Here is a 26,916-nt window from a genome sequence, read left to right as displayed (position 1 = left end):
TCGACCTCAACCTCGTCGAGAGATAGCATGGAGCACTGTTCGCGATGTCCTCGCACACCTGTTCGCGATGTCTCCGGTCCAAACACCCCCTTGAGGGGGAGATGCCCGGCAGGGCAGAGGGGGTGCCTCGCGCCGACATTTCCTACCAAGGCACGACACTGATCTCCGGCCAGTTCTCCCTGGCACGCGCGCCCTTCATCTCGTGCGTCTGCCGATTATCCAGTGCACGGTTCGGGGTAACGCGAAACGAGAAGATGTCGTCGAGCCCGAACGGCGCCACGAGCGCGAGTTGCCCATCGGTGCCGAATCTAACGCCGACCGCATGGGTTTTCGAAGCGAAATAGGACAGCGCCTCGGCGGACGACGACAGTCTGGGATAGGAACCGCCAAAGCGCGCCTCAAACCACAGATGCACCCGCGCCTGGTTGCGCACTTCGACCGGCAGCGTCAGTCCTTCGAACTGCTTCGCCGCCCGGCGGATGACCGTGTCCTCGGCTTCATAGGACAGATCGCTCTCATCGAAATAGAACAGGTCGACATCCCGGATGCCGTACCCCAAGGGCTTTCCGGTCAGATGATTCCAGACGCTGTTGTAAAGCGCGCCTGAGACGACCAGCCAGTCCGGCAGGCCTAGCACCCGTACCCGCGACAGCGTCTCACCGACCAGCGGATCGGCTGAGACGATATCGAGAAAGACTGCACGCTGTTCCTCGAAGGGCAGCCCTGAATAGCGCAAATGGTCCATCGTCCCTTGGACGGCGATTCGCCATCTGCCGGCAACCCCTCTAGATCCTCAGCGCGCCATCCGTTGTGCAATTATCGGAAAGGGCGTCGTGACGCCCATTTCTGCAGGCTAGTTTCCCTCCCGCCCAAGGCTCATTGTTCGGTCGGTCTCGGACCAGAAGACTGGCTCCTCGATTGACGGCCATTCTTCGCCATACACAAAGCCTTCGATCGCATCTAGCTTTCCTTCAATCTCATCGAAGAACAGCACCATGCCGCAAAGAAGCTGGTCAGGTCCAACGCACGCTACCCGAAGCGAACTGAACACTCGACTCTCAAAGCGCAATTCCGGGGGAACCGATGAGGCAACGATTGTGGTCATGAACCCCACAGGATCGCGGCTGCGGTCTTTGACTTTCAGCGCACGCATCATGTCAGGAGAAACGCCGGCGGAACGGCAGAACTCCTTGACGAAAAACACTTCCAGCGGGGTCAGGTGCATTTAGCTCAGCGGCAGAACGGACAGCGTTTCATTGGCGCTTGTACATCACGTCCGTTCGGATGATGTACTTGCGCCCCGACAGCACCTCGTCGCCGCGGTGTTCGATCGGATGATAGAAGGCCAGCGCCATGCCTTTCCTGGGTTTCACCACCAGGCTGGTGCCGGCATAACCCGGCATCTCGCCGCGAAACGAGGTTCCGCCCCCTTCAAATCCATCCGACAGATAGATCATGAAGGTAAACTGGCTGCGCTCCGAGGCATTGCGCTCGAAATAGCCGTCATTGTGCCAATCGAACTTCTGGCCCGGCCCGTAGCGATAGAAGCGGAAACGCTCATTCAGCCCAGTCAGCCGCCAGTCGCCGAGGCCGCGATAGAGCATCGGGCGCGCCCGCGCAAAAAGCAGGTCGGCAAGATCCTCGTCATCAAAAACGACACGGTCGTTGTTGCGGAGTTCCGTCATCACGCTCGCGCCGCCGGCGCTGTTTACCTTGGCTGCCTCAAAACCACGCCGTTCGCTGTCGGCGATCAGATCGGCGCATTCCTGGTCGTCCAGGAACCCATCGACAGTCCCGATATGCGTTGCCAGCCAGTTGATGGAGAGCTTGTGGTCCATCAGAGCATCCCCTTACGTCCGCAGCACGCCGCCGGTCTGCTTGCCGACATTATCGACGATGCGCTTGGCCAGCGCCTCGAAATCCTCATCGGTCAGCGTCTTTTCGACCGGCTGGATCGACACTTCAATGGCGATCGATTTTTTCGCCGCGCCGAGCGCTGCACCCTCGAAAACATCGAACACCGAGACGCCGGAAATCAGCTTCCGGTCGGCGGCAAGGGCGGCGCGAACGAGTGTGCCGGCTTCGACCGCCTTGTCGACGACGAAGGCGAAATCGCGCTTGACCGCCTGGAAGGCGGACAGATCAAGCCTCAGCTTTGTTCGCGTCGGCTTGGCCTTCGGCTCGGGCACGGTATCGATGAACACTTCGAAGCCGCAAAGCGGGCCGGAGACGTCAAGCCCCTCCAGCGTCTTCGGGTGGAACTCGCCAAACGTGCCAAGGATTACCTTCGGCCCAAGCTTGATCGTGCCGGAGCGGCCGGGATGATACCAGGCCGGGCCGCCAGCCTCGATCTGCAGCCGCTCGACCGGCGCGCCGCAGGCTTCGAGTGCTGCGATCGCATCGGCCTTGGCATCGAAGACGCCGACGGCGCCGGCATTGCCGGCCCAATGGCGGCCGGAGCCCTCGAGCCTGGCGGTGCCGCGCCGCACGCCGGCGGCAACGCGCCGCTGCTGGTCGGCACCATCGCCCTCATAAGTGCCCGACACTTCGAACAGCGCGACATCGCCGATGCCCTTGTCGGCATTGCGCTGTGCTGCCGCAATCAGCCCCGGCAGCAGCGACGGCCGCATGTCCGACATATCGGCGGCGATCGGGTTGGCAAGCTTCAGCGCCTGCTGGCCGCCGCCGAACAATTCGGCGTGTTTTGCCGGAATGAACGACCAGGTGACGGCCTCCATCATGCCGCGCACGGCAAGTGCCCGCTTGGCGGCGCGGGTGCGGATCTGCAGCACAGTGAGGATCCTGGCGTTGACCGCATCGTGCGAACCGAGCGGCTGCGGCGCGATGTTGTCGACGCCGTGGATGCGCATGACCTCCTCGACCAGGTCGGCCTTGCCGTCGACATCCGGCCGCCAGGACGGGACCGCCACATTGACGACATCGCCCGTGCCCTCCGGCCTGAAGCCGAGGCGGGCAAGAATGTCGAGGCTTGTCGAGCGCGGCACTTCGATGCCGGTCAGCCGCTTCACTTCCGACAATGGGAACGAGACGATCTTCGGCTGATGGCCGGCATAGCCGACGACTTCGGTTTGCGCCGGCGTACCGCCGCAGAAATCGAGCACCAGCTTCGTTGCCAGCTCCAAGCCGGGAACCATCATTTCCGGGTCGACGCCGCGCTCAAACCGATAGCGCGCGTCGGTGATGATGCCGAGTGTGCGGCCGGTGCGGGCGGTGGTGATCGGGTCCCAAAGCGCCGACTCGATCAGCACGTCGGTGGTGTTCTCGTCGCAGCCGGAATGCTCGCCGCCCATGATGCCGGCAATCGATTCGATGCCGTCCTGGTCGGCGATCACGCACATCTCCGGCGTCAGCGTGTATTCGCGGCCGTCGAGCGACAGCACCTTTTCGCCATCGCGTGCCCGGCGCACGGCGAGATTGCCGGTGACCTTCCCGGCGTCGAAGACATGCAGCGGCCGGCCGCGGTCGAAGGTGACGTAATTGGTGATATCGACGAGCGCGCTGATCGGCCTCAAGCCGATGGCGAGAAGCCTTTGCTGCAGCCATTTCGGCGACGGTCCGTTCTTGACGCCGCGCACCAGGCGCAGCGCAAAGCCGGGACAGAGCTCCGGCGCTTCGATCGTCACCTTGACCGGCGTCTCGCCCTTGCCGGGGATCGGCTCTATCGGCGCGCTCTTCAGCGTGCCGAGCCCGCTCGCCGCCAGATCGCGGGCGATGCCATGGACACTGGTCGCATCCGGCCGGTTCGGCGTCAGATTGATCTCGATCAGCGGGTCGTCGAGATGGGCATAGGCGGCGAAGCTGGTACCGACCGGCGCATCGGCAGGAAGGTCGATGATGCCGTCATGCTCCTCGGACAATTGGAGCTCGCGCTCGGAGCACATCATGCCGTGGCTTTCAACGCCGCGGATCTTGCCGACGGTCAGCGTCACGTCGATGCCGGGAATATAGGTGCCCGGTGCTGCAAAGGCGCCGATCAGGCCCGCGCGGGCGTTCGGCGCTCCACACACGACCTGCACCGGCGGCTTGCCGTCGCCGGTGTCGACGGTCAGCACGCGAAGCCGGTCGGCGTCGGGATGCTGGACCGCCGTCAGCACCTTGGCGATGACGAAGGGGGCCAGGCTCGCCCGGTCGTCGACATGCTCGACCTCGAGGCCGATCGAGGTGAGACGCTCGACGATTTCCGCCAGCGAGGCGTCGGTCTCGAGATGATCCTTGAGCCAGGAGAGGGTGAGTTTCATGACTGTGTTCCGTCTGGTCTGGGCACGCTGCACTTGAAGCTATGCGGCCGCGCGTCGGACATGTGCAGGAAGGCGAGCTGCCCGCGGATTTGCTGCGGCCCGGTCGTCACGCGCTCAAGCCCCCGAACAGCGTCGGCATGTCAAGCGGCCTAAAACCGTAATGCGACAGCCAGCGCACATCGGCGTCGAAGAAGGCGCGCAGATCCGGCATGCCGTATTTCAACATGGCGATGCGGTCGATGCCCATGCCCCAGGCGAAGCCCTGGTATTCGTCGGGATCGAGGCCACCGTAACGGAGCACATTGGGGTGGACCATGCCGCAGCCGAGGATCTCCATCCAGTCCGAGCCCTCGCCGAAGCGCACCTCGCCGGGCCGCGAACGGTCGCACTGGATGTCGACCTCGAGGCTGGGCTCGGTGAACGGGAAGAAGGACGGCCGGAAGCGCATCTTGACGCTCGGCACTTCGAAGAAGGCCTTGCAGAACTCCTCCAGCACCCATTTCATGTTGGCGACGTTGGCCGATTTGTCGATCACCAGCCCCTCGACCTGATGGAACATCGGCGAGTGGGTGGCATCGGAATCCTGCCGGTAGGTCTTGCCGGGAATGACGATGCGGATCGGCGGCTTCTGCATCTCCATGGTGCGGATCTGCACCGGCGAGGTGTGGGTGCGCAAAAGCTTGCGCTCCCCCTGCTCGTCCGGCTGGAAGAAGAACGTGTCGTGCATCTCGCGCGCCGGGTGGCCTTCCGGGAAGTTCAGCGAGGTGAAATTGTAATAGTCGGTCTCGATGTCCGGACCTTCGGCGATGGCAAAGCCGAGATCGCCGAAAATCGCCGCGATCTCGTCGATAACCTGGCTGATCGGATGGATGCGGCCGCGCTCGGCCGGCGATTGCCTGACCGGCAAGCTGACGTCGACCTTCTCGGCGGCAAGCCGTGCCGTGATCGCCACATCTTTCAGCTCGGCGCGGCGCGCCGAAAGTGCCTCGGTGACGCGGTTCTTGAGGCCGTTGATTGCCGGGCCCTTGACCTGTCGCTCCTCGGCGCTCATCGAGCCGAGCGTCTTCAGCATCTCGGAAACCGAGCCCTTCTTGCCGAGGGCCGAGACACGCACCGCCTCGATCGCCTGCTCGTCGGCGGCCGAGGCGATCTCGGCCATCAGGGAATTTTCGAGAGTTTCCATGTCACTCATGTTCCATATCCGATTGGAAGCAAAGAAAAACCCGCGCCAGCCCTGCCAGCGCGGGTTTCCCAAATCAAGTGTCGAATAGCTTGGGAAGCGCTGGTCTTAAGCGACAGCGCTTTCAAAAGCATTCGGCGTGGTATTCTTCAGGTATTCGAGCGCGACCTTGGCCTTGGCCACGAGTGCGGCGAAGGCCTGCGGCTCGTGGATGGCCATGTCCGACAGGATCTTGCGATCGATCTCGATCCCGGCCTTGTTGAGACCGTCGATGAAACGGCCATAGGTCAGGCCATGCTCATGCGTCGCCGCATTGATGCGCTGGATCCACAGCGCGCGGAACGAACGCTTGCGATTCTTGCGGTCGCGATAGGCGTACTGCAGCGACTTTTCCACCGCCTGCTTGGCGATGCGAATGGTGTTCTTGCGGCGGCCGTAAAAACCCTTGGCGGCTTTCAGGACCTTCTTGTGCTTGGCGTGCGAGGTGACGCCTCTCTTTACGCGTGCCATGTCATGATCTCCTTAAAAGCAATTCCAGGAAAAGTGCCTGGCGGTTTTCCGTTCGGAATTGCGTAAAACAAATGCGTGTCCAGACCGAATGCTCTTATTTTGGCGCATGATGTTTCCAAAAAGTCTGCAACTTTTTGGCATCATGCCCTAGAGGCCGTTCGGCAGAAAATTCTTGATGACCTTCTTGCCATCCGGTTCAGCCAGAACCATCGTGCCGCGGGCATTTCGAATGAACTTGTTGGAACGCTTGATCATGCCGTGACGCTTGCCGGCCGCAGCCGACAGAACTTTACCCGTACCTGTGATCTTGAACCGCTTCTTGGCGGCCGATTTGGTCTTCATCTTGGGCATTTTGCTACTCCGTTTATATGCGCACCAATGCGCTTTTTGTTCGCTTCAGGCCGACCAAAGCCCGAAAAGCAAATGAAACCGCCACGGCATGCCCTGCCGGGCGGTTTTTTGGGAACGGCGGTCCTATACGTCAAAGCGGGAGCGCGTGCAACACCCCGTGCTCAGCAACACTGTACTCAGCAACACTGTACTCAGGGGAAACGGAACAGCACCGGCAATATGCCGGACTGCTGGGCGCCGTCGATCAGTTCGAAAGCCGGCAAGGCAACGAGGAACACCAGCCCGTCCAGCAGCGTGGTTCGCAGCAGGCGCGGCTTGAAGCTGCCGGTGTCGCCTTCCTGATACAGCGACAGTTTCGGGAAGAAGCGCGGCACTTTCGCCAGGTAGGCCTGGTATGGCGCGCCGAGAGCCTGCTTGAGGAATTTCTCCTCGCGCAGGATAACGATGTAAAAGGCACCCGCGCAGAGCGCTCCAAAGCCGATCGTGGCGGTGATGGAGCCGATCTGTGCGCCGACACCGGCGGCAGCTAAAGTAGAGAAGACATAGAGTGGGTTGCGCGTAATCGAATACGGTCCGCCGGTCACCACTTCGGAGGATTTGCGACCGCCGATATAGAGCGTCGACCACAAGCGTCCGACAATGCCGAGAAAGATCAGCACGACGCCAACCATTTCGATTGTTTCATGCACAGGCGTATCGGGCGGAAAAACCGACTGCCCGAACAAAAGCATCGCGAACAGGACGACGACGACGACGGCAAGCACCATCCTGCGCGTGTGCTGGTAGCTGCCCAGCCCATATTTGGCTTCCGAATGCTTGACGTCATTGACCATGTCGGGAATCCGATCGTCGAGGGAACCAGAGCGTCGTTGCTCTCGCCGGCGATCGCAGCGTCTGGTCAAGAAAACAGGCGCCCCGCCGATCGCCGGGACGCCTTGCAACATGATTCAGGCGGATTTTATGCACGTCGCCCAAAAGTGCGCAGCGGTTTTGCGACAACGACATGCACAAAACAGAACTAAAGCGCAACGCGCTTTAGCGGGGCGCCAGCACCATCATCATCTGGCGGCCTTCGAGCTTCGGTTCGGCTTCGACCTTGGCGATGGGCGCCACTTCCTCGCGAACCTTGTTCAGAAGCTGCATGCCGAGTTCCATATGCGCCATCTCGCGACCGCGGAAGCGCAATGTCAGCTTGACCTTGTCGCCTTCCTCGAAAAAGCGCCGGACGGCCTTCATCTTGGTCTCATAGTCGTGGCTGTCGATGTTCGGGCGCATCTTGATCTCCTTGATCTCGATGACCTTCTGGTTCTTGCGCGCCTCGGCCGCCTTCTTCTGGTTGGCGTATTTCAGCTTGCCGAGATCGAGGATTTTTACGACGGGCGGCACTGCATTGGGCGATATCTCGACCAGATCGAGCCCCGCCTCTTCGGCGAGCAGCAATGCGTCGTTGATGGAGACATCGCCGCGGTTCTGGCCTTCGGCGTCGATTAGCTGGACCCGGGGAACCCGGATGTCACGGTTGGAGCGCGGGCCTTCCTTGGTGGGCGCCGCTGCTTTGAAAGGTCTGCGAATGGTCGTGGTCTCCTTGAGCCGTTTCGTTAAGGGGTTCTTCAGTTCAGAATTGCGAACGCGCAATGTGGTGAGCGCGCGGTCGGAGTCAATAGCACAGCATTCTCAGGAAATCACCTGCCCGATGGAATGCTCCTCTGCACCAAGCGAAGAAAGTGGCGGAGCACTTTTCGTTGAATGCCTTGCTGTGCCAAAAGACCGGCGTGAGGGAATACACCATGAGCACCACCCCGATCTTCCTGGACGTCGACGGGACGAGCATCGCCGTCAGGCATGCGGCAGGTGCCGAGCCCGGTATCGTCTGGCTTGGCGGCTACAAATCGGACATGCTGGGCACCAAGGCCGAAACACTGTCGGAATGGACGCGCAAAGAAGGCCGCGCCTTTCTCCGCCACGATTATTCCGGCCACGGCGAATCGGGTGGCGCCTTTGCCGACGGCACCATCTCGAAATGGCTGGGCGAGAGCCTGGCCGTTTACCGCCGTTTCACCCAGGGCAGGCAAATCCTGGTCGGCTCGTCGATGGGCGCGTGGATCGCGCTGCGCATGGTGCAGGAATTGCGCAAGGCGGGCGAGAACAGCGTCGCCGGCCTTGTGCTGCTGGCCCCGGCGCCCGATTTCACATTCGAACTGGTGGAGCCGGTGCTGACCGGGGCGCAGAAGCGCAACCTCAGGAAAAAGGGCTTTTTCGAGGAGCCGTCGGACTATTCCGCCGAACCGTACATCTACACGCGCGCACTGATCGAGGACGGCCGCAACAACCGGGTGATGACCGGGCCGATCGACACGCACTGTCCGGTCCACATCCTGCAAGGGCTGGCCGATCCCGACGTGCCGTCGAGCCATGCGCTGAAGCTGGTCAGCCTGCTGCCGGCCGACGACGTCACGCTGTCGCTCATTCCGGACGGCGACCACCGCCTGTCGCGGCCGCAGGATCTCGACATGCTGGTGCGGGCGGTGGACGCGATGGTGCGGCAGGCGGGATAGATTCAGCCGTTGCGGAACGTATAAGCATATCCGTTGATGGCCGGAGCGCCGCCAAGGTGGGCGTAGAGCACTTTCGATCCCTTGGGAAAATAACCCTTGCTCACGAGATCGATCATGCCCTGCATGGATTTTCCCTCATAGACCGGATCCGTGATCATGCCTTCAAGACGCGCGCAGAGACGGATTGCTTCCTTCGTCTCCTGCGAGGGGACGCCGTAGACCGGATAGGCATAATCTTCGATCAGGACGACATCGTTCTCATCGAGATCCTTGCCGAGTTCGACCAGCGTCGCGGTGCTCTGCGCGATCTTGAGCACTTGCGCCTTGGTCTGCGCCGGGGTGCAGGATGCGTCGATGCCGATCACCTTGCGCTCGCGGCCGTCCTTGGCGAAGCCGACCAGCATGCCGGCGTGAGTCGAACCGGTGACGGTACAAACGACGATGTAGTCGAAGGCGAAGCCGAGCTCCTTCTCCTGCGCGCGGACCTCCTCGGCAAAGCCGACATAGCCCAGGCCGCCATATTTGTGTACCGAAGCCCCGGCCGGAATTGGATAGGGTTTGCCACCCTTGGCCTTCACATCCGCGATTGCCTGTTCCCAGCTTTCCCTAATCCCGATGTCGAAACCCTCATCGACCATCTGGACATCAGCGCCCATGATCCGGCTCAAAAGGATATTGCCGACGCGATCGTAGACGGCGTCCTCGTGGGGCACCCAGCTTTCCTGCACGAGGCGGCATTTCATGCCGATCTTCGCCGCGACGGCCGCCACCATGCGCGTATGGTTGGATTGGACGCCACCGATCGACACCAGCGTGTCGGCGTTTGAGGCGATCGCGTCCGGGACGATGTATTCGAGCTTGCGCAGTTTATTGCCACCGAAGGCAAGGCCGGAATTGCAATCCTCCCGCTTAGCATAGAGATCGACCTTCCCGCCGAGATGACCACCAAGCCGCTCCAGTTTCTCGATATGGGTCGGCCCGAATGTGAGCGGATAACGTTCGAATTTCTCGAGCATGAGAGTGCCCTCGCTTGTTCCATTCATTGCGGTGTGGTGCGATGAACACTATCAGCTCTGCCGTGAAATGTACTCTCAAAGATCGAGCCCAGAATATCCAAAATATCGCTTCATGGCATTGAAATGTCATATATATTCGAGTCTTAATCCGAATAACGGAAGAATCTTTCATGCGCGCAGCGCTCGACCGGATCGACCTGAAAATGTTGCGCCTGCTCCAGGGCAATGGGCGACTGACCAATGCGGAGCTGGCGCAGTCGGTCGCTGTTAGCCCGGCGACGTGCCACCGCCGGACGCAACGCCTGTTCGATGAAGGCTACATCAGCCATGTCAGGGCGATGGTGACCCCGCAGAAGGTCGACAGAGGCGCGTTGGTGATGGTTGGCGTCGTACTCGACCGTTCGACCCCGGAGAGTTTCGTGGAATTCGAAAAGGCCGTCGCCAAGCTGAAATTCATCCTCGACTGCCATCTGGTGGCAGGCGACTTCGACTATTTTCTGAAGATCAGGGTTGGTGACATGGCGGATTTCAACCGAATCCACGGGGACCAATTGATCGCACTGCCTGGCGTTCGCCAGACGAGAACCTTCTTCGTGATGAAAGAGGTCGTCGACAATGCGCCTCTGGATTTTTGAACGGACGGCTTCGAAGCGTCAAACCATTGCACTCAGCCAGCAGACGCGATCGGCGCTGGATTTTCACTGCAGAACCGTCGGCGACATTGCCCCCTTACGGGGTCTGGCTGCTCTTTTCCTCGAAAAGCTCAAAAAGCGATAATCATTTCAGCCGCTTGTCCGGTTTTGGCGGCTGCTGTCTTGAATCGCCGTTTTCTTCATCCCATTTCGATTCCACGCAGCCGGAATTGGCTGTCTCCAACTGAAGGATTGGGAGAAATGAACACATCTGCATTGATCCGTCCGGCCTGGACGCCGGCGACCATCGCGTTGATGGTGATCGGGTTCATGGTGTTCTGGCCGCTCGGCTTAGCCATGCTCGCCTACATCATCTGGGGCGACCGGCTCGAGGGCTTCAAGCGCGACGTCAACCGCGCCACCGACGGCATCTTCGCCGGTTGCCGCCGCGGTTCCGACAGGGCCGCGCGCTGGGGCCATGGCTCCGCACGCACCGGCAACGTCGCTTTCGACGACTGGCGCGAAAAGGAACTCGAGCGGCTTGCCGAGGAACGCCGCAAGCTCGACGAGATGCTGAGCGAGTTCGATGAATATGCCCGCGAATTGCGCCGCGCCAAGGACCAGGAAGAGTTCGATCGCTTCATGGCCAACCGCAACAAGTCGACGTCGCCCACGACGGGTGGGTCAACTGGCTCGACGACGAACAACAAACGCGGCGGCAACTCCACGCCAGGCCTGCTCGACGAGTAAGGTCCCGTGCCCAGATAGATAATCCAACGGCGTCGCGTTAGCGGCGCCGTTTCTTTTTTGTTCTAGTCGTTTCCCTCGAATCACGTATCGTCCCGGAATGTCCTTCGGCTTCTTCCGCACCCCGACGAAACCCAAGCCCACGCCCGTCGTGGAGCGCGAGCATTGCGTTGCCGGCCGCACGCTGCCGCTCAAGATCGTCGAGAACGACCGGGCGCGGCGCCTGACGCTGCGCATCGATTCCGGCGGCCGTGGTCTGCGCATCACCGTGCCGCCGGGGCTGCGCCGCGGCGAGGTGGAAAAATTCCTCGACCGCCATCAGGACTGGCTGGAGCAAAGGCTGGCCAAGGTACCCAACCGGCCGCAAGTGCGGCCCGGCATCAAGGTACCGGTGCGCGGCGTGCCGCATCGCATCGTCCATGAACCGTCGAAACGCGGAACCGTCACGCTGTCGCGCGACGATCGCGGGCCGCTGATGATCGTGCATGGCGAACGCGTGCATCTGCCGCGCCGCATCGCCGATTTCCTGAAGCGCGAAGCCAAGCGCGAGATCGAAGCGCTGGTGACCAAACACAGTGCGGCGGTCGGCAAGCGCGCCAAGGCGATCCGCTTCAAGGATACGTCGAGCCGCTGGGGATCGTGCACGTCGGATGGCAATCTGTCGTTTTCCTGGCGCATCATGATGGCGCCGCGGCCGGTGATAAACTACCTCGTCGCGCATGAGGTGGCGCATCTCAAGGAGATGAACCACGGCCCGAAATTCTGGAAACTATGCGAGCAGCTTTGCCCGGATACCGAGCGCTGCAAGGATTGGCTCAAGCGCAATGGCGGCGCGCTGCAGGCGATCGCGTTCGAGTGATTGATGCCTGCGCGGATCGAATACTGGCTGATTGGAGCGGGCTGGGCGATGTGCGATGTCACGGTTGGGGACCTTCAGGCGACCGTGTCGGCGTCTTATCTGGGCGATGCCCTCAACGAGCTGCTTGGCGCTACGCTGAACGCGCTGAAAGGCACCAGGTATTCGGTCGCACGCTTCTGTGATGAACCCGGTGAGTATCGCTTCGTACTGGTGCCGGAAGGCGCTTTTGTCAGAGTGCAGATACTGGAATTTTCAGAAATTTGGTCTGACGAGCCAGACGACTTCGGCGAGGTGAAACTTGAAGCCACATGCGGGTTGCGAGAGTTCGCAGAAGCAGTTCTCAGTGCCGCGCGTGAGGTTTTGAACACACATGGCCTCGAAGGTTACAAGGAAAACTGGCGCAAACATGACTTTCCGTTGGAGGCCATGAACAACCTAAGTCGCGCGTTGAGAGGAGGAACACTCCATTGACAGAGTGCGCTTTTGATCAGGGCTCAATTGCTCAATCGTCATTCGCCGCGTTCAACTCCTCCGGCCGCAACCCCTCATCGACATGGCGCGGCCAGGGCAAGAAATCCTTCTCGAAGCCATCGTTGCTGAAATAAGCCAGCGCCCGGTGCGCCTCGGCGCCATTGAAGGCTGCCTTGTCCATCAAATGAGCAATGACCTCGTGGGCCTGCGCCAGCTTTTGCCTGAGTTCCGCGACGGTCTTTTCCGGCATGATCTTTGTTCTCCCGCCTTAGTGCCTGAGCAAGGTAGCGCGTTGCGCTCTTAGATTAGCAAGGTAGCGCGTTGCGCTCTTACATTAGCAAGGTAGCGCGTTCCGCGCTGGCGGCAAACGGGATGCTTTTTCTCGACTCTTTGGCCGTTTCGTGCCAATCCCGCGCCATGGCGCTCGACATCAAGATATGCGGGTTGAAGACCGACAAGGCACTGGCCGCGGCATTGGCCGGCGGCGCCAGCCATGTCGGCTTCATTTTCTTTGCCAAAAGCCCGCGCTACGTCGAGCCGGCGGAAGCCGGCCGCCTGCGCGAAGCGGCGCGCGGCAAGGCCAAGGCGGTTGCGGTGACGGTCGACGCCGGCGATGCGTTCCTGGACGAGATCGTCGAAAAAATGCAGCCCGACATGCTGCAGCTTCACGGCGCCGAAACACCCGACCGGGTGGCCGATCTGACGGCGCGCTACGGCCTGCCGGTGATGAAGGCGCTGCCGGTCAGCGAGGCTGCCGATCTCGAGCGGGTCAAAGCCTTCATCGGCATTGCCGACCGTTTCCTGTTCGACGCCAAGCCGCCCAAAGGTTCGGAGCTGCCGGGCGGCAACGGTCTTGCCTTCGACTGGCGCGTTCTGGCCGGCCTTGACGCCGGCGTCGATTACATGCTTTCCGGAGGGCTCAATGCCGGCAATATCGGCGACGCCCTTCGGCTGGCGAACCCGCCCGGAATAGATGTTTCCTCGGGCGTGGAGAGCGCGCCGGGCATCAAGGAACCGGCGCTGATCGAACAGTTTTTCCGGGCCGTCGGGGCAGCACGCGACAACCGCGCCGCCTGACCGCGCTTCAAACCACAGACCAGGAGATCGGCGATGGACAAGCCGGCGATACCGAATTCCTTCCGCACCGGCCCCGACGAGCAGGGCATGTTTGGCATTTTTGGCGGTCGTTTCGTTGCCGAAACGCTGATGCCGCTGATCCTTGAGCTGGAGCGGCACTGGAACGAGGTCAAGAACGACCCGGATTTCAAGGCCGAACTGACCGATCTCTCGACGCATTACGCCGGGCGGCCGTCGAAGCTCTATTTCGCCGAAGGCCTGACCAGGCATCTTCGTGAGGTGTCCTCGGCGAAGGGCCTCGGCGGCGGCGCAAAGGTCTATTTCAAGCGCGAGGACCTGAACCACACCGGCTCGCACAAGATCAACAACTGCCTCGGCCAGATCCTGCTCGCCAAGCGCATGGGCAAGACGCGGATCATCGCAGAGACCGGCGCCGGCCAGCATGGCGTCGCTTCCGCTACGGTGGCGGCGCGCTTCGGGCTTCCTTGTATCGTCTATATGGGCGCGACCGATGTCGCCCGGCAAAGCCCCAACGTCTTTCGCATGAAGCTTCTGGGCGCCGAGGTGCGGCCGGTGACGGCCGGCCACGGCACGCTGAAGGATGCCATGAACGAGGCCCTGCGCGACTGGGTGACCAATGTCGAGGATACCTATTACCTGATCGGCACCGCCGCCGGCCCGCATCCCTATCCGGAGCTGGTGCGCGACTTCCAGTCGGTGATCGGCACCGAGGCGCGCGCCCAGATCCTCGAGCAGGAAAGCCGGCTGCCGGACACCATCATCGCTTGTGTCGGCGGCGGTTCCAACGCTATCGGCCTGTTCCATCCCTTCCTCGATGACAGGCAGGTCCGCATCATCGGCGTCGAAGCCGGCGGCCGCGGGCTCGACGGCATCGAGCATTGCGCCTCGATGAGTGCCGGCGCGCCCGGCGTGCTGCATGGCAACCGTACCTACCTCCTGCAGAACGCCGACGGCCAGATCATGGACGGCCACTCGATCTCGGCCGGCCTCGACTATCCCGGCGTTGGGCCGGAGCACTCATGGCTGCGCGATTCCGGCCGCGTCGACTATGTGCCGATCCTCGACGACGAGGCGCTGGAGGCGTTCCAGCTGACGACACGCGTCGAGGGCATCATTCCGGCGCTGGAATCGGCCCATGCCATCGCACAGGCGGTGAAGATCGTGCCTGATATGGACAAGGACCAGATCGTCATCGTCAACCTGTCGGGCCGCGGCGACAAGGACGTGCATACGGTGGCCAATATGCTGGGCATGGAGATCTGATCATGGCCACCCGTATCGACCGCCGCATGGCAAAGCTGAAGGCCGAGGGGCGACCGGCACTCGTCACCTATTTCATGGGCGGCGATCCGGACTACGACACGTCCCTGTCGATCATGAAGGCGCTGCCCGGCGCCGGCAGCGACATCATCGAGTTAGGCATGCCGTTTTCCGATCCGATGGCCGACGGCCCGGCGATCCAGGCGGCCGGCCTGCGGGCGCTGAAGGGCGGCCAGACCTTGGTCAAGACGCTGAAGATGGCCTCGGAATTCCGCGCCGGCGACAGTGAAACGCCGATCGTCTTGATGGGCTATTACAATCCGATCTACATCTACGGCGTCGAGCGCTTCCTGAGCGATGCGCTGGCCAGCGGTATAGACGGGCTGATCGTCGTCGACCTGCCGCCTGAGATGGACGAGGAACTTTGTATCCCGGCACTCAAGGCCGGCATCAATTTCATCCGGCTGGCGACGCCGACCACCGACGACAAGCGCCTGCCCAAGGTGCTGCAGAACACCTCCGGCTTCGTCTATTATGTGTCGATGACCGGTATCACCGGTTCGGCGCTGGCCGACACCGGCAAGGTGGCGGCAGCGGTTAAGCGCATCAAGAGCCATACCGACCTGCCGGTCTGCGTCGGCTTCGGCGTCAAGACCGCAGAGCAGGCGCGCACCATCGGCGCGTCGGCCGACGGCGTCGTTGTCGGCACCGCGATTGTCAATGCCGTCGCCAACGTGCTCGGGCCGAAGGGCGAAAAGACCGCCGATCCGGCCGAGGCCGTCGCCACGCTGGTCAGCGGGCTTTCGCAAGGGGTTCGCGCGGCTCGCCTTGCTGCGGCCGAATAATCTTCCTACGTCTTCTTAAGGGACAGGAGCCGAAGCGATGAACTGGATCACCAATTACGTCCGTCCGAAGATCAATTCGATGCTCGGCCGCCGCACCGACATGCCGGAAAACCTGTGGATCAAGGATCCCGAGACCGGCGAAATGGTGTTCCACAAGGATCTGGAGCAGAACCAGTTCGTCATCCCGTCCTCCGGCCACCACATGAAGATCTCGGCCAAGGAACGGCTGAAATTCTTCCTCGACGACGGCAAATACGAGACACTGGAAAACCCCAAGGTGGTGCAGGATCCACTGAAGTTCCGCGACGAGAAGCGCTATGTGGACCGGCTGAAGGATGCCAAGGCCAAGACCGGCCTGGAAGATGCCATCATCAATGCGCTGGGTACGGTCGAAGGCCTGCCGGTGGTGGTGACGGTGCAGGATTTTGCCTTCATGGGCGGCTCGCTCGGCATGGCGGCCGGCGACGCCATCGTGCATGGTTTCGAGGTCGCCTTGCAGCGCAAGCGGCCGCTGATCCTGTTTGCGGCCTCCGGCGGCGCCCGAATGCAGGAAGGCATCCTGTCGCTGATGCAGCTGCCACGGACCACGATCGGCGTTGACAGGCTGAAGGAGGCCAGCCTCCCCTATATCGTCGTCCTGACCAACCCGACAACCGGCGGCGTCACCGCCTCCTACGCCATGCTGGGCGACGTGCATATTGCCGAGCCCGGCGCCCTGATCGGCTTTGCCGGACCGCGCGTCATCGAGCAGACCATCCGCGAAAAGCTGCCCGACGGCTTCCAGCGCGCCGAATATCTGATGGAACACGGCATGGTCGACATGGTGGTGTCGCGGCTGGAGATGCGCCAGACGGTTGCGCGGCTGCTGAGAATGCTGCTCAAGCTGCCGGAAGAGCAAAACCCGCGGGAGCCGGAAATCCTGCCGCCGGTGGCGATACCGGCCGAAGCCCGGCCGCAAGCCTGACGCGACATCACGCGGCGCGAGCGGCTGTTGTGTGCCGTTGTGCGCGCGCGTAGGATTCCTTCATGACCACGCTTGCCGCCGACCGCGAAATCGAAAGCCTGATGGCGCTTCACCCGAAGGGCTTCGACCTTTCGCTCGACCGCATTTCGCGGCTGCTCGAGCGGCTCGGCAATCCGCAGGACCAGCTGCCGCCGGTCATCCACATCGCCGGCACCAACGGCAAGGGCTCCTGTGCTGCTTTTTCACGGGCGCTGCTCGAAGCCGCCGGCTACCGCGTCCACGTCCACACCTCGCCACATCTGGTGAACTGGCACGAGCGCTACCGGCTGGCCGCAGATGCCGGCGGCAGGCTGGTGGACGACAAGGTCTTCGCCGAAGCCATCGCCCGCGTCGCCAAAGCCAATCAAGGCCAGAAGATCACCGTCTTCGAAATCCTCACCGCCGTCACCTTCCTGCTGTTTTCCGAACATCCGGCCGATGCCGTCATCCTCGAGGTTGGCCTTGGCGGCCGCTTCGACGCCACCAATGTCATCGCCGAGCCGGCCGTGTCGGTGATCATGCCGGTGTCGCTCGACCACGAAGCCTATCTCGGCGACCGCGTCGAGCTGATCGCCGCCGAAAAGGCCGGCATCATCAAGCGCGGATGCCCGGTCGTCATCGGCGCGCAGGAAAGCGAGACGGCGCAGCAGGTGCTCATCGAAACCGCCGAGCGGCTCGACTGCCCCGCCTTCGTCTATGGCCAGGATTTCCTTGCCTATGAGGAAAACGGCCGCATGGTCTATCAGGACGAAGACGGATTGATGGACCTGCCGCCGCCGCGCCTGCCGGGGCGCCATCAATTCGCCAATGCGGCGGCGGCGATCGCGGCGGTCAAGGCGGCGGGCTTCGAGATCAGCCACCGCGCTGCCGAGAAGGCGATGGCGAATGTTGCCTGGCCGGGCCGCATGCAAAAGCTGCCGCAAGGACGGCTGAGCGAACTGGCGCCGAAGGGCGCCGACATCTGGCTCGACGGCGGCCACAATCCCGGCGCTGGCGTGGTCGTCGCCGAGGCGCTGGCCGAGCAGGAGGAAAAGAACCCGCGTCCGCTGTTCCTGATCTCGGGCATGATCAACACCAAGGACCAGAGCGGCTATTTCCGCGCCTTCAAAGGGCTGGTCCGGCATGTCTACACCGTGCCGGTGAGCCTGAGCGACGCGGGCGTGCCGAACGACGAGCTGGCGACCCGCGCCATTGAGGCCGGCCTGTCGGCCGAACCGGTCAGTTCCGTCGCCAATGCGCTGATGCTGCTGCGCGACACATGGGACGGACCGCCGCCGCGCATCCTGATTGGCGGGTCACTTTACCTGGCCGGCGCGGTATTGGCCGAAAACGGCACGCCGCCGGTTTGAGGCGTGCTTCAGCCGGGCCACGGTGACGCCACATTTATCAGACCACCGCGAGGAGCCAATCATGATCAAGGTAAAGCAGCTCGCTCACGTTTGCATTTTCGCGAATGACCTGGAGATGACGCGAAGCTTCTATCGGGACGTCCTCGGCATGGACACCCAGTTCAATTTCCTGCGCGACGGGAAGATTTTCGGCTTCTACCTCAATTGCGGCAGCCGTAGCCATGTCGAGGTGTTCCAGAAAGACGGCGCCAGCTATGGCGACTTGAACCAGATCAACCACTTCTGCCTCGAAGTGGAAAACATCGACGCCGCGATCGCCCATCTGAGGTCAAAGGGCGTTGATGTCACTTCAAAGAAACGCGCGTGCGATGACACCTACCAGGCTTGGATCCGCGACCCCAACGGCGTGAAGATCGAACTGTTTGAATATACTGAGAAAAGCGCACAATTCGTCGGTGGCGATCGTATCGCGGATTGGTGATCGCGCCTCGCCGGGACAATTGTAGCGGCGCAGCCGATGGTAGGTGGACTACCTCAGCTCGACCTCGATGAAGGCGAATTCGCCATCGTTTGCGCTGATGACGTCATGTTCGACGCCCTCGTTGCGGAAATACGGCGTGCCCTTCTTCATCTCGGCAAAGGATTCGCCATCCTTGGTCAGGAGCTTCACCTTGCCGTCGGTCAACGGCACGATCACATAGTCGTGGCCATGGCGATGCCAGCCGGTGTTGTCTCCCGGGGCGAAGCGGTATTCGGTGACGATGACGCGCTCATTGTCGATGAAGACGGTGGCCTTGGCGGATCCGGTCATATCGCTTCTCCTTTGAATTCAGAAGAGAAGAATACCGGGCGGCAAGCCGCGAGTGCCAGAGCGGCCCACCAATGACGCCAGCAAAAGAAGGCCCGGCGCGAGGCCGGGCTTTTCTGCAAAATTTTGATCGGATCAGGCGAGGCTGCCGTTGATCCAGTGCGACAATGCCGTTTTCGGCGCAGCACCGACCTTCATGTCGGCGACTTCACCGCCCTTGAAAATCATCAGCGTCGGGATCGAGCGTACGCCGAACTGCGCGGCCAGCTCAGGATTCTCGTCTATGTTGAGCTTGGCGATCTTTATCTTGCTGCCGAGTTCGATGGCGATGTCCTCGAGCGCCGGGGCGATCATCTTGCACGGGCCGCACCATTCCGCCCAGAAATCGACCACGACCGGCTCCTTGGCGTTGAGCACGTCGGCCTGGAAATTGCTCTTGTCGACCTTGACGGTGGCCATGCTGAGATCCTTTCGATTTGTTCGTCGCACCAAATGTGGTGGTGATCGCGTCCGTCTTCAAGCAAGTGTTGTGTCACGCTCCCGTGAGTCTAGCAAGCGCATCGTCCATGGCCGCCGCCGGCAGCTCGATCAGCCGCGGCACCTCGGTGAACAGCAGCGCCGCCGAGACCTCGCGTCCCGGATAGAGCGGCTGAAGCAGCGCGCGATAAAGTGCGAGTTGCAGAACATAGGCTTGCGGCACTTCGGCGAGCGTAGCTGGCGCTGGCCGATTGGTCTTGTAGTCGACGATCGAAACCTTGTCCGGCGTTGCTGCCAACCGGTCGATCTTGCCGGAAATCGAGCGCAGTTTGCCCCATACCTCCAGGCTGCCCATGATGGCGACTTCGGCGCGCGAGTTTGGCGCAAACAGCGGCGCGAAGCGGCTGTCGGCAAGAATTCTGAAAACGCCAGCCACGGCCTTGTCGTGCTCGTCGTCGGGCCATTCCGCGCCGGCTCTTGCCAGATAGCGTTCGGCGGCATCCCGGCGTTTTCCCTCGGCGATGCCGGGCAGCATCTGCAGCAATTTGTGCAGCGCCAGCCCGCGCATGACGGCAAAACCGGGCTCGGCGTCGGCATCCAGCACCGGCGAACGCGTGTCGGCCACCGCTTGCCGCGCCTCGTCGATCAGCACCGAGGCGCCGGACGGCGAGAGCGGCCGCGGCAATTCCTCGAAGGGCGGCAGAGGCCGGAACAGGGTTTCCGGCAATGGCGCAAAGCGTTCAGTCTGTCGTGCCTCATCCACTGACGCCGGTGGCATGGGCGGCAGTTTCGTCACCTGGAAACGATGCACGGTCTCGCCAGTGGCGGGATGCCGGCGTTCTTCGCTCTCTGCGGCACCGACCAGTGCGCGGCTGACGATCGAATGCCAGGTACCGATATTCGGCGCCCGCTTGCCGTGGTAGCCGCAGACGATCAGCCGATCCTCGGCGCGGGTCATGCCGACATAGAGCAGCCGGCGGTATTCGTCGTCGGCGAGCTCGCGGGCGCGGGCCGATGCGGCGCGTGAAAACCCATTGGCGACATCGCTGGCCGAACGCCAGAGATAGCCCTTGCCCTCCCAGCAGTCGCCCGAGCCTTCGAACGGCATCAATCTCGGCAGATGCTGGTCGCTGAACGGCGCGGAGCCGCCATCAACAAGGAATACCACCGGCGCCTCCAGGCCTTTGGCGGCATGCACGGTCATGACGCGAACCTCGTCGCGGGTCTGGTCCATTTCGCGCTTGATCTCGGGGCCGGCGTTTTCCAACGTCGACAGGAAGGATTCCAGTCCCGGCAGGCCGGTCCGCTCCTCGGCCAGGCAGAAATTCAGGAATTCGTCGAGGACGTCGCCGGCCTCCGGCCCGAGCCGCGCGATCATCTTCTTGCGCAGGCCGTCGCGGGCGAGAGCTGCAGCATAGAATTCGAACACCGGCTTGAATGCGGCCTCGTTCGACCATGTGCCGAGCCGGCTGACGACGGCGGCCAACGCCTCGCTTTCGCCGGCATGCCGGCGCAGCGAGGCGATCAGCGAGACGCCCGACGGCCTCTCGGCAGCAAGCGCGAAAAGCTGCTCTTCCGAAACATCGAAGATCGGGCTGCGCAGCACGGCGGCCAGCGACAGATCGTCCTCGGGCTGGATGAGAAAATGGCCAAGTGCGATCAGGTCTTTCACCGCGACGTGGCCGGGCAGGCTGAGCCGGTCGGCGCCGGCCACCGGAATGTCGCGGCGCTTCAGCGCCCGCGTCAGCGCATGGACGAAGCGATCGCGCTTGCGCACCAGCACCAGCACGTCGCCGGGGCGGAGTTTCTTGCCGCGGCCTTCGATGACCTCACCGTTGCCGATCCAGCCGGCAATCGTTGCGGCGACGTTTTCAGCGACGCGGACTGCCGGCGCGTGGGCATGGTCGACCGCTTGCGTCCAATCGTCTGGTTCGTCGACGACGTCGGCGCCGATCGACGGCCAGACCTCGACATGACCCGGCGCATCGGTGCGGATCGCCTTGTGGTCGAGCGGATCAGGATCGTGGCTGATGCCGCGCCGCACGTTCGGGTCGGCAAAGACCCGGTCGACGGCGGCAAGAACATCTTCGGTCGAGCGGAACGACCAGGTCAGCTTGAGATCGGCGAAGGCGGCGGCGGCGGATCTAACTTTGCCGGCAAACAAAAGCCGGCTGTCGGCAAAGGAATCCGGGGCGGCTCCCTGGAAGGAATAGATCGACTGCTTTTCGTCGCCGACAGCAAAGATGGTGCGGTGGACCGCGTCGCGTGCGCCGAGCCCGGCAAAGAACTCCTCTGCCAGCCGCTTGACCACCTCCCACTGGTCGGGACTGGTGTCCTGCGCCTCGTCGAGCAGGATGTGGTCGATGCCCTGGTCGAGCTTGTACTGCACCCAAGGGCCGGCATCGGGCCGTGCCAAAAGGTTGACCGTACTGGTGATCAGGTCGTTGAAGTCGAGGAAGCCGCGGGCGCGCTTCAATTGCTCGTAACGGGCGATCAGCCAGTCGGCGATGGTCAGCGCCGCACGCGTGCCTTCCAGCATCCTGAACAAGGCCAGCCGGTCGGAGATTTCGAGAATGGCGTCGACCGCCGCCAGATAACGTTCGGCAAGATCGGGCAGCCGGTCAAGCAATGCCCTTTTAAATGTCTTTGCCGGATCGTAAGGCTCGCCGTCGGCCCTCAGGAAAGCCTTGGAGATCAAATTCAGGCGACGTACCGGATCCTCCTCGGCAAAGGCAAGGCGGGCGTAGGGTAAGAGATTGTTCAGCACGATGCGCGCATCGGCGGCCTCGGCCGCCCGTGAAAAGGTGACGAGATAATCCGGCAGGAAGCCGGGCAGCGGCCAGACCGAGGCGGCTATACCTTCGGCCGTCTGGCCGGCGCGGAAATGGAACTCGTCGAACAGCGCCTGAAACCCATCGCCGCCGGCCGCGGCGATGAACGCACGCAAACCATCGCGCTTGCGCACGATCTCGGCCAGCAGTGCGTCGAGCCCATGCTCGCCGCCGCGCTCCAGCACGGTGGCGAAGGCCTCGGACAATGCCGCATCGCCTGCAACGCCGCCCGAAATCATGTCGCGGCGGGCGGCGGCAAACAGCGAAGCCTCCATTTGCGGATCGAGCATTTCGAAATGCGCAGGGATATTGGCTTCCAGCGGGAACTGATGCAGCACCGATTCGCAGAAGGCGTGGATGGTCTGGATCTTCAGCCCGCCGGGTGTTTCCAGCGCCTCGGCAAACAACCGCCGCGCCCGGCGCATGGTTTCGCGGTCGGGCTGGCGGCCGTCCAGCGCCTCTATCCGTGTCGAGAGCTCGGCATCGCCCAGGGCCGTCCATTGCGACAGGGTCGAAAACACCCGGTTCGACATGTTGGCGGCGGCGGCACGCGTATAGGTCAGGCACAGGATCTTGGACGGATCGGTGCCGCGCAGCAACAGCCGGATAACGCGCTGGGCGAGTACATGGGTCTTGCCGGATCCGGCATTGGCCGACACCCATGCGGAATTGCGCGGATCGGAGGCGCTTGCCTGACTGGCGGCAGTGTCGCTTGGAATGGGATAGGCCTTTTTCATGCCTCCCCTCCCTCGTCATCGGCGTCGCCGCCGGCGGACCATTCGAGCACGCGGGCGAGATGGTCGTAGTCGCCGTCGGTCTCGCCCTCGCGGAACGGCAGCGCCCGCGACAGATAGCCGGTCGCCGGGTCGGCGTAGTGGATCAGCAGTTTTTCCAGCCGCGCCCACGCTTCTTCGGCGAGATCGGCGGCGGTTCGCGGCTTGCGGTTGTATTCGAGGATGGATTCCTCGAACACTTCGCCATTCGGCCTCAGCCGCACGAAGGCCAGTTGCGACGGCTCGCAAGCGCCAAGCTCCTTGAAAGCGCCGCGCCTGAGCAGCGCGCCCTCCAGTGCCAGTTGCGGCGCGAGCAGCGTGTGCGCCTGTGCTTTGGATGGCGAGGAGCCGGTCTTGTAATCGAGGATGTCGGCCATGCCGCCGGCCAGCAGATCGATGCGATCGGCATAGCCGGACAGGGTCACACCGGATCGGCCGACACCGGTCTTTTCGGCGCGTTCCTCGGCGTGCCGCCGTGCCACGGCTGCGGCCCGGCCGCGCTCCCATTCGATGATGCCGGCGGCAAGCTTTTCGAAGCGTGGCCACCACACCGCCTCGACATCGGCGGGCAGGGCCGCGCCTGCAAAGCAGGAGCGGCCTGCGGCGATGAGCCCGACCAGCGCCTCCGGCGCGCACGGGTCGGCCACCGTCGCTGAGAAGAGGTGCAGAACGGCGTGAAACAGCGTGCCACGCTCGGCAGCGCCCGGATCGCGAATGACCGGATCGAGCGGCATCAGGCCGAGTATCCTTCTGGCATAGACCGCATAGGGATCGCGACGCAGCGTTTCGATCTCGGTGACCGAGAAGTGGTGCGGCCGTGCGGCGATCGGCGGTTTCGGCTGCGGCCGCGGCGCAAAGTCCTGCTTTTCGCCGGCATCGAGCACACACGCCCAGGCAAGCAGTTCATCGCCGCGCCGGCGAAGTGCAGCAGCGTGGTCCTCGCCAACGAATGTAAGGATGCGCTGCAGCCAGCGCGAAGGTACCGACGGTGCGTCGCCGGAGCGGCCGGAGCGAGCCAGCACCACTTTTTTGGCGCCCATGGCCATCTGGAAATCATGGGCGGCAAGGCCGATGCGCCGCTCGGGCGGTTCAAGATCGATGCCGGTCTTCATCAGCCGCGACATGAAGCGGTCGCTCTCCGGCTTGCGCGGCCACACGCCTTCGTTGAGCCCGCCGACGACCAGCGTGTCGACATCCTGAAGCCGCGCTTCCAGCGCACCCCAGATGGCGATGTTCCTGTCGGTGCCCTGCGCCGGCTTGACCGTCTCGGGCGCGATCAGCGCCTCCATCACGTCAGGCCATTCGTCAGCGGCGAAGGAGAACGACACCGAGGCCGCGACCAGCCCGCGCAAGAGCTCGGCGAGCTTTTCGCCGGCATCGCCCGCATAGAGTTCGCTCAGGTTGCCGTCAGCGGCGCGGCCGAGACTTTCGAGCGCAACGACGCTGGCGCGCACAAGGGTGGCAAGATCGGCATTCTCGTCGCCGCGAAAAGCAACCAGCGGCGCCAGCGCGGCCGTTAGCCGGATCAGCAGGTCGCGCGCCTGTTCGATGCGCCTGACCGAAAGCCGCGGCCACCAGAAGGGTGGGCGGCGATTGCCGCCGCCGTCGAATTCGAGGAGCCGGGTGTCGAAGAGCTGCGGCAGCGACGCCACGTCCGGACGCCCTGTGCCGCCGCGCAGCCCCACGAGTTCGACGATTTCGGCCGCATAGCGCAAGCTTGCCCGCTCCAGGCCGAGGCCAACCAGGGGATGCTTGAGCAGCGACAGCAGGGCGACGGGGTCGCCCGGGCGGAAGGCTGCCTGAAGCGCCAGCCTGAGCAGGCTGGCGGCTGGTGTGTTGATCAGCGGCGTGCCGCCGGAATCATCGGCGGCAACGCCGAAGCGCAGCAGCTCGACTGAGACGCGCCGCGCCAGAGCGCGGTCGCCGGTGACGAGTGCGGCGCGCTGGCCGGGCCGTTCGACGGCCTGTTTGAGCGCGACGGCGATCGCCACGGCTTCGTCGCGTTCGCTGGCGGCTTCGAGAAGCGTCACATCGGCGAAGGCCTCGGCAATATCGCCGGCCCTAAAGCGGGCGCGCGTCTCGGCCCAAAGCTCGGTGGTCTCCGCCGGGCGCAGCGCGTCGCCGACAAGTGCGGCGCGCAGCGCAAGCGGTCGCGGCGCAACAGCAATCTCCTCGACATCGGCGCGCGGCACGCCGATCTTGCCGATCAACTTTGCCAGGCCGTATTGCGGGTGGCCAAGCACGGCTGGGCGCGCGCCCGGTGTGGTGATCGCGGCAAAGGACGGCTCGTCCAACGCCCGGTCGAGCCCGGGCAGCACAACAGCGCCATTGGGCAGACCGGCGATCACGGCAAGCAGCTCGGCCGTGGCGGGAATGGAGCCGGTGGAACCGGCGGCGATCACCGGTCCGGCTGGCGGATTACGCTTCAGCCGCGCCGCCTCCAGCCTTATCAGGGCATTACGATGCGCGGCCGGATTGGAACGATGGCGTTCCTCGAGCAGGTTCGGCCAGTTCTCCGTCACGATGGTCAGGAAGTCGAGTGTCACCTGCCACCAGCCTGCAAGATTGCCGGTTACAAGCTCGGCGAGCCTTGCCCAATCCGTGCCTTCGGTGTCGATCTCATCCATCAGGCGTGCAAGGTCGCGCGCCAGCCAGATGGCGTCGGCGGCGGAGGCCGGTATGACGATCTCCTCGTCGAACAAAGCCGCGACATGTGCCGGCGGGCGGCGTTTCCACGCCCGCACCAGCGGCGCAAGCAGCAGAAGACGCTCGACCGCGGCGATCGGCGGCGCAAGGTCGATGGCGGCCGAAGCTCCTGCCTCGAAGGCGGCTTCATCTTCATCGAACTCACCAAGCGGGCGGATGACCGGCAGGATCGCCGAGCGGCTTCCCGAGCGCGAGAGAGCATCGACGAAGACGCCGCGAAGCGCCCGCGCCGCACGGCGCGTCGGCACATAGATGGTGAGATCGGCCAGCGCCAGCGGATCGCCGTCATAGGCGAAGCCGGGAACCAAGCGCCCCGCAAGCAGCGCCTCGGCCAGCGTCGGCAGGAACGGCGCTCCGGGCGGGATCGAGAAAACGCGGCGGGAGCCGCTCATTTCGACTCGGTAAGAGCGCCGGGTGCCTCAGCAACAGCATTGGGCGTGCCGGCAAGCGCGGCGGCGACCGCTGCTTCCGCCCGCGGGATCGCGTCAGGTGTGCCGACAGTAATCCAGTGACCCTGCATTTTCATGCCGAACAAGCGGCCGGCGGCGATTGCCGCATCGAAATAGGCGTTGAGAGAGTGTGGACCGGCCGGCGCATCCTTGAAGATGCACGGATGGACGATTGCGGCGCCGGCATAGATCAGGCCGGCCGGATCGTTGTTCGCACGCCGCAAGGCGCCGTCCGGCGCCACCAGGAAATCGGTGCCGCCGCTATGTCCGGTTGCCGACTGGAGATCCGCAAGCATCAGCAGAATGTCCATTGTCGCGCCCTCCCATGCAAGGGCAAGACGCCTGAGATTGGAAACGCCGCTGTCGATCCAGAAGGTGTCGGCGTTGAGCACATAGAAGGGCGCCCCTAACCTGGGCAATGCCTTGACGATACCACCGGCGGAGTCAAGCAAGCCCCTACTCTCATCCGAGATGACGATTCTCGGCGCACTGCGGCGGGCTACATGGTCCACGATCTGTTGCGGGAGGTAATGGACGTTGACGACGGCCTTGGCGACGCCGGCTTCGGCTAGGCAGTCCAGCCCCCAGTCGAGCAATGTCTTGCCGGCGACCTTGACCAGCGGCTTCGGCATGGTGTCGGTGATCGGCCGCATGCGCTTGCCGAGCCCGGCGGCGAGCACCATGGCGGTCGTCGGCATCGGCTGCTCATCCGACGCCTTCGGGCCCAAATCCTTAGC

The 26,916-nt window shown here is 63.1% G+C and carries 27 protein-coding genes; 11 read left to right on the top strand and 16 right to left on the bottom strand.

All coding sequences use genetic code 11. The features are described from left to right. Window positions 1-142 precede the first annotated feature (142 nt). From NKJ20_RS12770 to infC, 9 genes are all read right to left on the bottom strand, one after another. Window positions 143-745: a nucleotidyltransferase family protein gene (locus tag NKJ20_RS12770; RefSeq protein WP_352451631.1), complete on the bottom strand. Its 603-nt coding sequence runs from the start codon at window positions 743-745 to the stop codon at window positions 143-145. 108 nt (window positions 746-853) lie between these two features. After that, window positions 854-1,225, bottom strand: a complete 372-nt coding sequence (locus tag NKJ20_RS12765; protein WP_352590815.1) for a hypothetical protein — start codon at window positions 1,223-1,225, stop codon at window positions 854-856. Between the two features lie 28 nt (window positions 1,226-1,253). Further along, window positions 1,254-1,838, bottom strand: coding sequence for a prolyl hydroxylase family protein (locus NKJ20_RS12760; protein ID WP_352744372.1), 585 nt, complete (start codon window positions 1,836-1,838; stop codon window positions 1,254-1,256). Between the two features lie 12 nt (window positions 1,839-1,850). After that, entirely contained in the window at window positions 1,851-4,259 is a 2,409-nt protein-coding gene (pheT, locus tag NKJ20_RS12755; RefSeq protein WP_352744370.1) for a phenylalanine--tRNA ligase subunit beta, read from the bottom strand. 106 nt (window positions 4,260-4,365) lie between these two features. After that, complete coding sequence (gene pheS, locus NKJ20_RS12750) at window positions 4,366-5,451, bottom strand: phenylalanine--tRNA ligase subunit alpha (protein ID WP_352451635.1); 1,086 nt, start codon at window positions 5,449-5,451, stop codon at window positions 4,366-4,368. Between the two features lie 96 nt (window positions 5,452-5,547). Next, the gene (rplT, locus tag NKJ20_RS12745) at window positions 5,548-5,949 is read right to left on the bottom strand and encodes a 50S ribosomal protein L20 (RefSeq protein WP_006201247.1); all 402 of its coding nucleotides are present in this window, start codon (window positions 5,947-5,949) and stop codon (window positions 5,548-5,550) included. Between the two features lie 147 nt (window positions 5,950-6,096). Continuing rightward, a complete protein-coding gene (gene rpmI, locus NKJ20_RS12740; RefSeq protein ID WP_006201248.1) occupies window positions 6,097-6,300 on the bottom strand; it encodes a 50S ribosomal protein L35 in 204 nt (67 codons plus the stop codon). Between the two features lie 191 nt (window positions 6,301-6,491). Further along, a complete protein-coding gene (locus NKJ20_RS12735) occupies window positions 6,492-7,133 on the bottom strand; it encodes a methyltransferase family protein (protein WP_023677574.1) in 642 nt (213 codons plus the stop codon). 202 nt (window positions 7,134-7,335) lie between these two features. Next, window positions 7,336-7,872 (bottom strand): translation initiation factor IF-3, encoded by a 537-nt coding sequence (infC, locus tag NKJ20_RS12730; RefSeq protein ID WP_023677573.1) that lies wholly within the window; start codon window positions 7,870-7,872, stop codon window positions 7,336-7,338. 215 nt (window positions 7,873-8,087) lie between these two features. Here infC and NKJ20_RS12725 point away from each other — a divergent pair, with 215 nt between their 5' ends. Further along, window positions 8,088-8,855: an alpha/beta hydrolase gene (locus tag NKJ20_RS12725; RefSeq protein ID WP_352454792.1), complete on the top strand. Its 768-nt coding sequence runs from the start codon at window positions 8,088-8,090 to the stop codon at window positions 8,853-8,855. Between the two features lie 2 nt (window positions 8,856-8,857). On the opposite strand, the gene NKJ20_RS12720 is transcribed toward NKJ20_RS12725, so the two are convergent. Then, complete coding sequence (locus NKJ20_RS12720; RefSeq protein ID WP_352454793.1) at window positions 8,858-9,871, bottom strand: 1-aminocyclopropane-1-carboxylate deaminase; 1,014 nt, start codon at window positions 9,869-9,871, stop codon at window positions 8,858-8,860. A gap of 170 nt (window positions 9,872-10,041) precedes the next feature. Here NKJ20_RS12720 and NKJ20_RS12715 point away from each other — a divergent pair, with 170 nt between their 5' ends. The 4 genes from NKJ20_RS12715 (at window position 10,042) to NKJ20_RS12700 (ending at window position 12,580) form a co-directional block, all read left to right on the top strand. Beyond that, a complete protein-coding gene (locus NKJ20_RS12715) occupies window positions 10,042-10,506 on the top strand; it encodes an Lrp/AsnC ligand binding domain-containing protein (RefSeq protein ID WP_352744365.1) in 465 nt (154 codons plus the stop codon). Window positions 10,507-10,764: 258 nt separating this feature from the next. After that, window positions 10,765-11,253: a DUF2852 domain-containing protein gene (locus NKJ20_RS12710; RefSeq protein ID WP_352451639.1), complete on the top strand. Its 489-nt coding sequence runs from the start codon at window positions 10,765-10,767 to the stop codon at window positions 11,251-11,253. 97 nt (window positions 11,254-11,350) lie between these two features. Continuing rightward, window positions 11,351-12,109 carry a M48 family metallopeptidase gene (locus NKJ20_RS12705; protein ID WP_352454795.1) on the top strand — a complete coding sequence of 253 codons (759 nt, stop codon included), beginning with the start codon at window positions 11,351-11,353 and terminating at the stop codon, window positions 12,107-12,109. A 3-nt stretch (window positions 12,110-12,112) separates the two neighbouring features. After that, window positions 12,113-12,580: a hypothetical protein gene (locus tag NKJ20_RS12700; protein WP_352744363.1), complete on the top strand. Its 468-nt coding sequence runs from the start codon at window positions 12,113-12,115 to the stop codon at window positions 12,578-12,580. A 31-nt stretch (window positions 12,581-12,611) separates the two neighbouring features. On the opposite strand, the gene NKJ20_RS12695 is transcribed toward NKJ20_RS12700, so the two are convergent. Continuing rightward, the gene (locus tag NKJ20_RS12695; RefSeq protein ID WP_023718294.1) at window positions 12,612-12,830 is read right to left on the bottom strand and encodes a hypothetical protein; all 219 of its coding nucleotides are present in this window, start codon (window positions 12,828-12,830) and stop codon (window positions 12,612-12,614) included. 167 nt (window positions 12,831-12,997) lie between these two features. Here NKJ20_RS12695 and NKJ20_RS12690 point away from each other — a divergent pair, with 167 nt between their 5' ends. The 6 genes from NKJ20_RS12690 to NKJ20_RS12665 all read left to right on the top strand — a co-directional run bounded on the left by NKJ20_RS12690 (window position 12,998) and on the right by NKJ20_RS12665 (window position 18,616). Then, on the top strand, window positions 12,998-13,657 hold the full coding sequence (locus tag NKJ20_RS12690; RefSeq protein WP_352744383.1) for a phosphoribosylanthranilate isomerase: 660 nt from the start codon (window positions 12,998-13,000) through the stop codon (window positions 13,655-13,657). A 33-nt stretch (window positions 13,658-13,690) separates the two neighbouring features. After that, window positions 13,691-14,941, top strand: coding sequence for a tryptophan synthase subunit beta (trpB, locus tag NKJ20_RS12685; protein WP_352744360.1), 1,251 nt, complete (start codon window positions 13,691-13,693; stop codon window positions 14,939-14,941). Window positions 14,942-14,943: 2 nt separating this feature from the next. Continuing rightward, on the top strand, window positions 14,944-15,783 hold the full coding sequence (gene trpA, locus NKJ20_RS12680) for a tryptophan synthase subunit alpha (RefSeq protein ID WP_023677563.1): 840 nt from the start codon (window positions 14,944-14,946) through the stop codon (window positions 15,781-15,783). Window positions 15,784-15,820: 37 nt separating this feature from the next. Next, window positions 15,821-16,747 (top strand): acetyl-CoA carboxylase, carboxyltransferase subunit beta, encoded by a 927-nt coding sequence (gene accD, locus NKJ20_RS12675; RefSeq protein WP_352454799.1) that lies wholly within the window; start codon window positions 15,821-15,823, stop codon window positions 16,745-16,747. Between the two features lie 62 nt (window positions 16,748-16,809). After that, the gene (locus NKJ20_RS12670; protein WP_352743914.1) at window positions 16,810-18,135 is read left to right on the top strand and encodes a bifunctional folylpolyglutamate synthase/dihydrofolate synthase; all 1,326 of its coding nucleotides are present in this window, start codon (window positions 16,810-16,812) and stop codon (window positions 18,133-18,135) included. Window positions 18,136-18,196: 61 nt separating this feature from the next. After that, window positions 18,197-18,616, top strand: a complete 420-nt coding sequence (locus tag NKJ20_RS12665; RefSeq protein ID WP_352454801.1) for a VOC family protein — start codon at window positions 18,197-18,199, stop codon at window positions 18,614-18,616. Between the two features lie 48 nt (window positions 18,617-18,664). On the opposite strand, the gene NKJ20_RS12660 is transcribed toward NKJ20_RS12665, so the two are convergent. The 5 genes from NKJ20_RS12660 to NKJ20_RS12640 all read right to left on the bottom strand — a co-directional run bounded on the left by NKJ20_RS12660 (window position 18,665) and on the right by NKJ20_RS12640 (window position 26,877). Next, complete coding sequence (locus tag NKJ20_RS12660; RefSeq protein ID WP_352454802.1) at window positions 18,665-18,946, bottom strand: cupin domain-containing protein; 282 nt, start codon at window positions 18,944-18,946, stop codon at window positions 18,665-18,667. A gap of 132 nt (window positions 18,947-19,078) precedes the next feature. Continuing rightward, window positions 19,079-19,402 (bottom strand): thioredoxin, encoded by a 324-nt coding sequence (gene trxA / locus NKJ20_RS12655; RefSeq protein WP_023677558.1) that lies wholly within the window; start codon window positions 19,400-19,402, stop codon window positions 19,079-19,081. A 73-nt stretch (window positions 19,403-19,475) separates the two neighbouring features. Continuing rightward, window positions 19,476-22,988 carry a double-strand break repair helicase AddA gene (gene addA, locus NKJ20_RS12650; protein ID WP_352744356.1) on the bottom strand — a complete coding sequence of 1,171 codons (3,513 nt, stop codon included), beginning with the start codon at window positions 22,986-22,988 and terminating at the stop codon, window positions 19,476-19,478. Further along, window positions 22,985-26,122, bottom strand: coding sequence for a double-strand break repair protein AddB (addB, locus tag NKJ20_RS12645; protein ID WP_352744355.1), 3,138 nt, complete (start codon window positions 26,120-26,122; stop codon window positions 22,985-22,987). The genes addA and addB overlap by 4 nt, the downstream gene beginning before the upstream one ends. Continuing rightward, window positions 26,119-26,877, bottom strand: coding sequence for a nucleotidyltransferase family protein (locus NKJ20_RS12640; RefSeq protein WP_352451649.1), 759 nt, complete (start codon window positions 26,875-26,877; stop codon window positions 26,119-26,121). Before NKJ20_RS12640 ends, addB begins: the two co-directional genes overlap by 4 nt. Window positions 26,878-26,916 lie beyond the last annotated feature (39 nt).

This window comes from Mesorhizobium sp. M0185, from assembly GCF_040322175.1.
Taxonomy (GTDB): Bacteria; Pseudomonadota; Alphaproteobacteria; order Rhizobiales; family Rhizobiaceae; genus Mesorhizobium.
Note: the sequence above shows the minus strand (reverse complement) of the source record. Positions and strands in the feature narration are given on the sequence as shown.

What these genes read in the sequence shown, in the direction of transcription:
- NKJ20_RS12720 (WP_352454793.1), bottom strand. Translation starts at nt 9,871, where the DNA reads ATGCTCGAGAAATTCGAACGTTATCCGCTCACATTCGGGCCGACCCAT.
- pheS (WP_352451635.1), bottom strand. Translation starts at nt 5,451, where the DNA reads ATGAGTGACATGGAAACTCTCGAAAATTCCCTGATGGCCGAGATCGCC.
- addB (WP_352744355.1), bottom strand. Translation starts at nt 26,122, where the DNA reads ATGAGCGGCTCCCGCCGCGTTTTCTCGATCCCGCCCGGAGCGCCGTTC.
- NKJ20_RS12715 (WP_352744365.1), top strand. Translation starts at nt 10,042, where the DNA reads ATGCGCGCAGCGCTCGACCGGATCGACCTGAAAATGTTGCGCCTGCTC.
- NKJ20_RS12710 (WP_352451639.1), top strand. Translation starts at nt 10,765, where the DNA reads ATGAACACATCTGCATTGATCCGTCCGGCCTGGACGCCGGCGACCATC.
- trpA (WP_023677563.1), top strand. Translation starts at nt 14,944, where the DNA reads ATGGCCACCCGTATCGACCGCCGCATGGCAAAGCTGAAGGCCGAGGGG.
- NKJ20_RS12695 (WP_023718294.1), bottom strand. Translation starts at nt 12,830, where the DNA reads ATGCCGGAAAAGACCGTCGCGGAACTCAGGCAAAAGCTGGCGCAGGCC.
- trpB (WP_352744360.1), top strand. Translation starts at nt 13,691, where the DNA reads ATGGACAAGCCGGCGATACCGAATTCCTTCCGCACCGGCCCCGACGAG.
- NKJ20_RS12770 (WP_352451631.1), bottom strand. Translation starts at nt 745, where the DNA reads ATGGACCATTTGCGCTATTCAGGGCTGCCCTTCGAGGAACAGCGTGCA.
- NKJ20_RS12640 (WP_352451649.1), bottom strand. Translation starts at nt 26,877, where the DNA reads ATGCCGACGACCGCCATGGTGCTCGCCGCCGGGCTCGGCAAGCGCATG.
- NKJ20_RS12765 (WP_352590815.1), bottom strand. Translation starts at nt 1,225, where the DNA reads ATGCACCTGACCCCGCTGGAAGTGTTTTTCGTCAAGGAGTTCTGCCGT.
- NKJ20_RS12665 (WP_352454801.1), top strand. Translation starts at nt 18,197, where the DNA reads ATGATCAAGGTAAAGCAGCTCGCTCACGTTTGCATTTTCGCGAATGAC.
- addA (WP_352744356.1), bottom strand. Translation starts at nt 22,988, where the DNA reads ATGAAAAAGGCCTATCCCATTCCAAGCGACACTGCCGCCAGTCAGGCA.
- NKJ20_RS12705 (WP_352454795.1), top strand. Translation starts at nt 11,351, where the DNA reads ATGTCCTTCGGCTTCTTCCGCACCCCGACGAAACCCAAGCCCACGCCC.
- rpmI (WP_006201248.1), bottom strand. Translation starts at nt 6,300, where the DNA reads ATGCCCAAGATGAAGACCAAATCGGCCGCCAAGAAGCGGTTCAAGATC.
- NKJ20_RS12700 (WP_352744363.1), top strand. Translation starts at nt 12,113, where the DNA reads ATGCCTGCGCGGATCGAATACTGGCTGATTGGAGCGGGCTGGGCGATG.
- NKJ20_RS12760 (WP_352744372.1), bottom strand. Translation starts at nt 1,838, where the DNA reads ATGGACCACAAGCTCTCCATCAACTGGCTGGCAACGCATATCGGGACT.
- pheT (WP_352744370.1), bottom strand. Translation starts at nt 4,259, where the DNA reads ATGAAACTCACCCTCTCCTGGCTCAAGGATCATCTCGAGACCGACGCC.
- NKJ20_RS12690 (WP_352744383.1), top strand. Translation starts at nt 12,998, where the DNA reads ATGGCGCTCGACATCAAGATATGCGGGTTGAAGACCGACAAGGCACTG.
- NKJ20_RS12725 (WP_352454792.1), top strand. Translation starts at nt 8,088, where the DNA reads ATGAGCACCACCCCGATCTTCCTGGACGTCGACGGGACGAGCATCGCC.
- NKJ20_RS12670 (WP_352743914.1), top strand. Translation starts at nt 16,810, where the DNA reads ATGACCACGCTTGCCGCCGACCGCGAAATCGAAAGCCTGATGGCGCTT.
- rplT (WP_006201247.1), bottom strand. Translation starts at nt 5,949, where the DNA reads ATGGCACGCGTAAAGAGAGGCGTCACCTCGCACGCCAAGCACAAGAAG.
- accD (WP_352454799.1), top strand. Translation starts at nt 15,821, where the DNA reads ATGAACTGGATCACCAATTACGTCCGTCCGAAGATCAATTCGATGCTC.
- trxA (WP_023677558.1), bottom strand. Translation starts at nt 19,402, where the DNA reads ATGGCCACCGTCAAGGTCGACAAGAGCAATTTCCAGGCCGACGTGCTC.
- NKJ20_RS12660 (WP_352454802.1), bottom strand. Translation starts at nt 18,946, where the DNA reads ATGACCGGATCCGCCAAGGCCACCGTCTTCATCGACAATGAGCGCGTC.
- NKJ20_RS12735 (WP_023677574.1), bottom strand. Translation starts at nt 7,133, where the DNA reads ATGGTCAATGACGTCAAGCATTCGGAAGCCAAATATGGGCTGGGCAGC.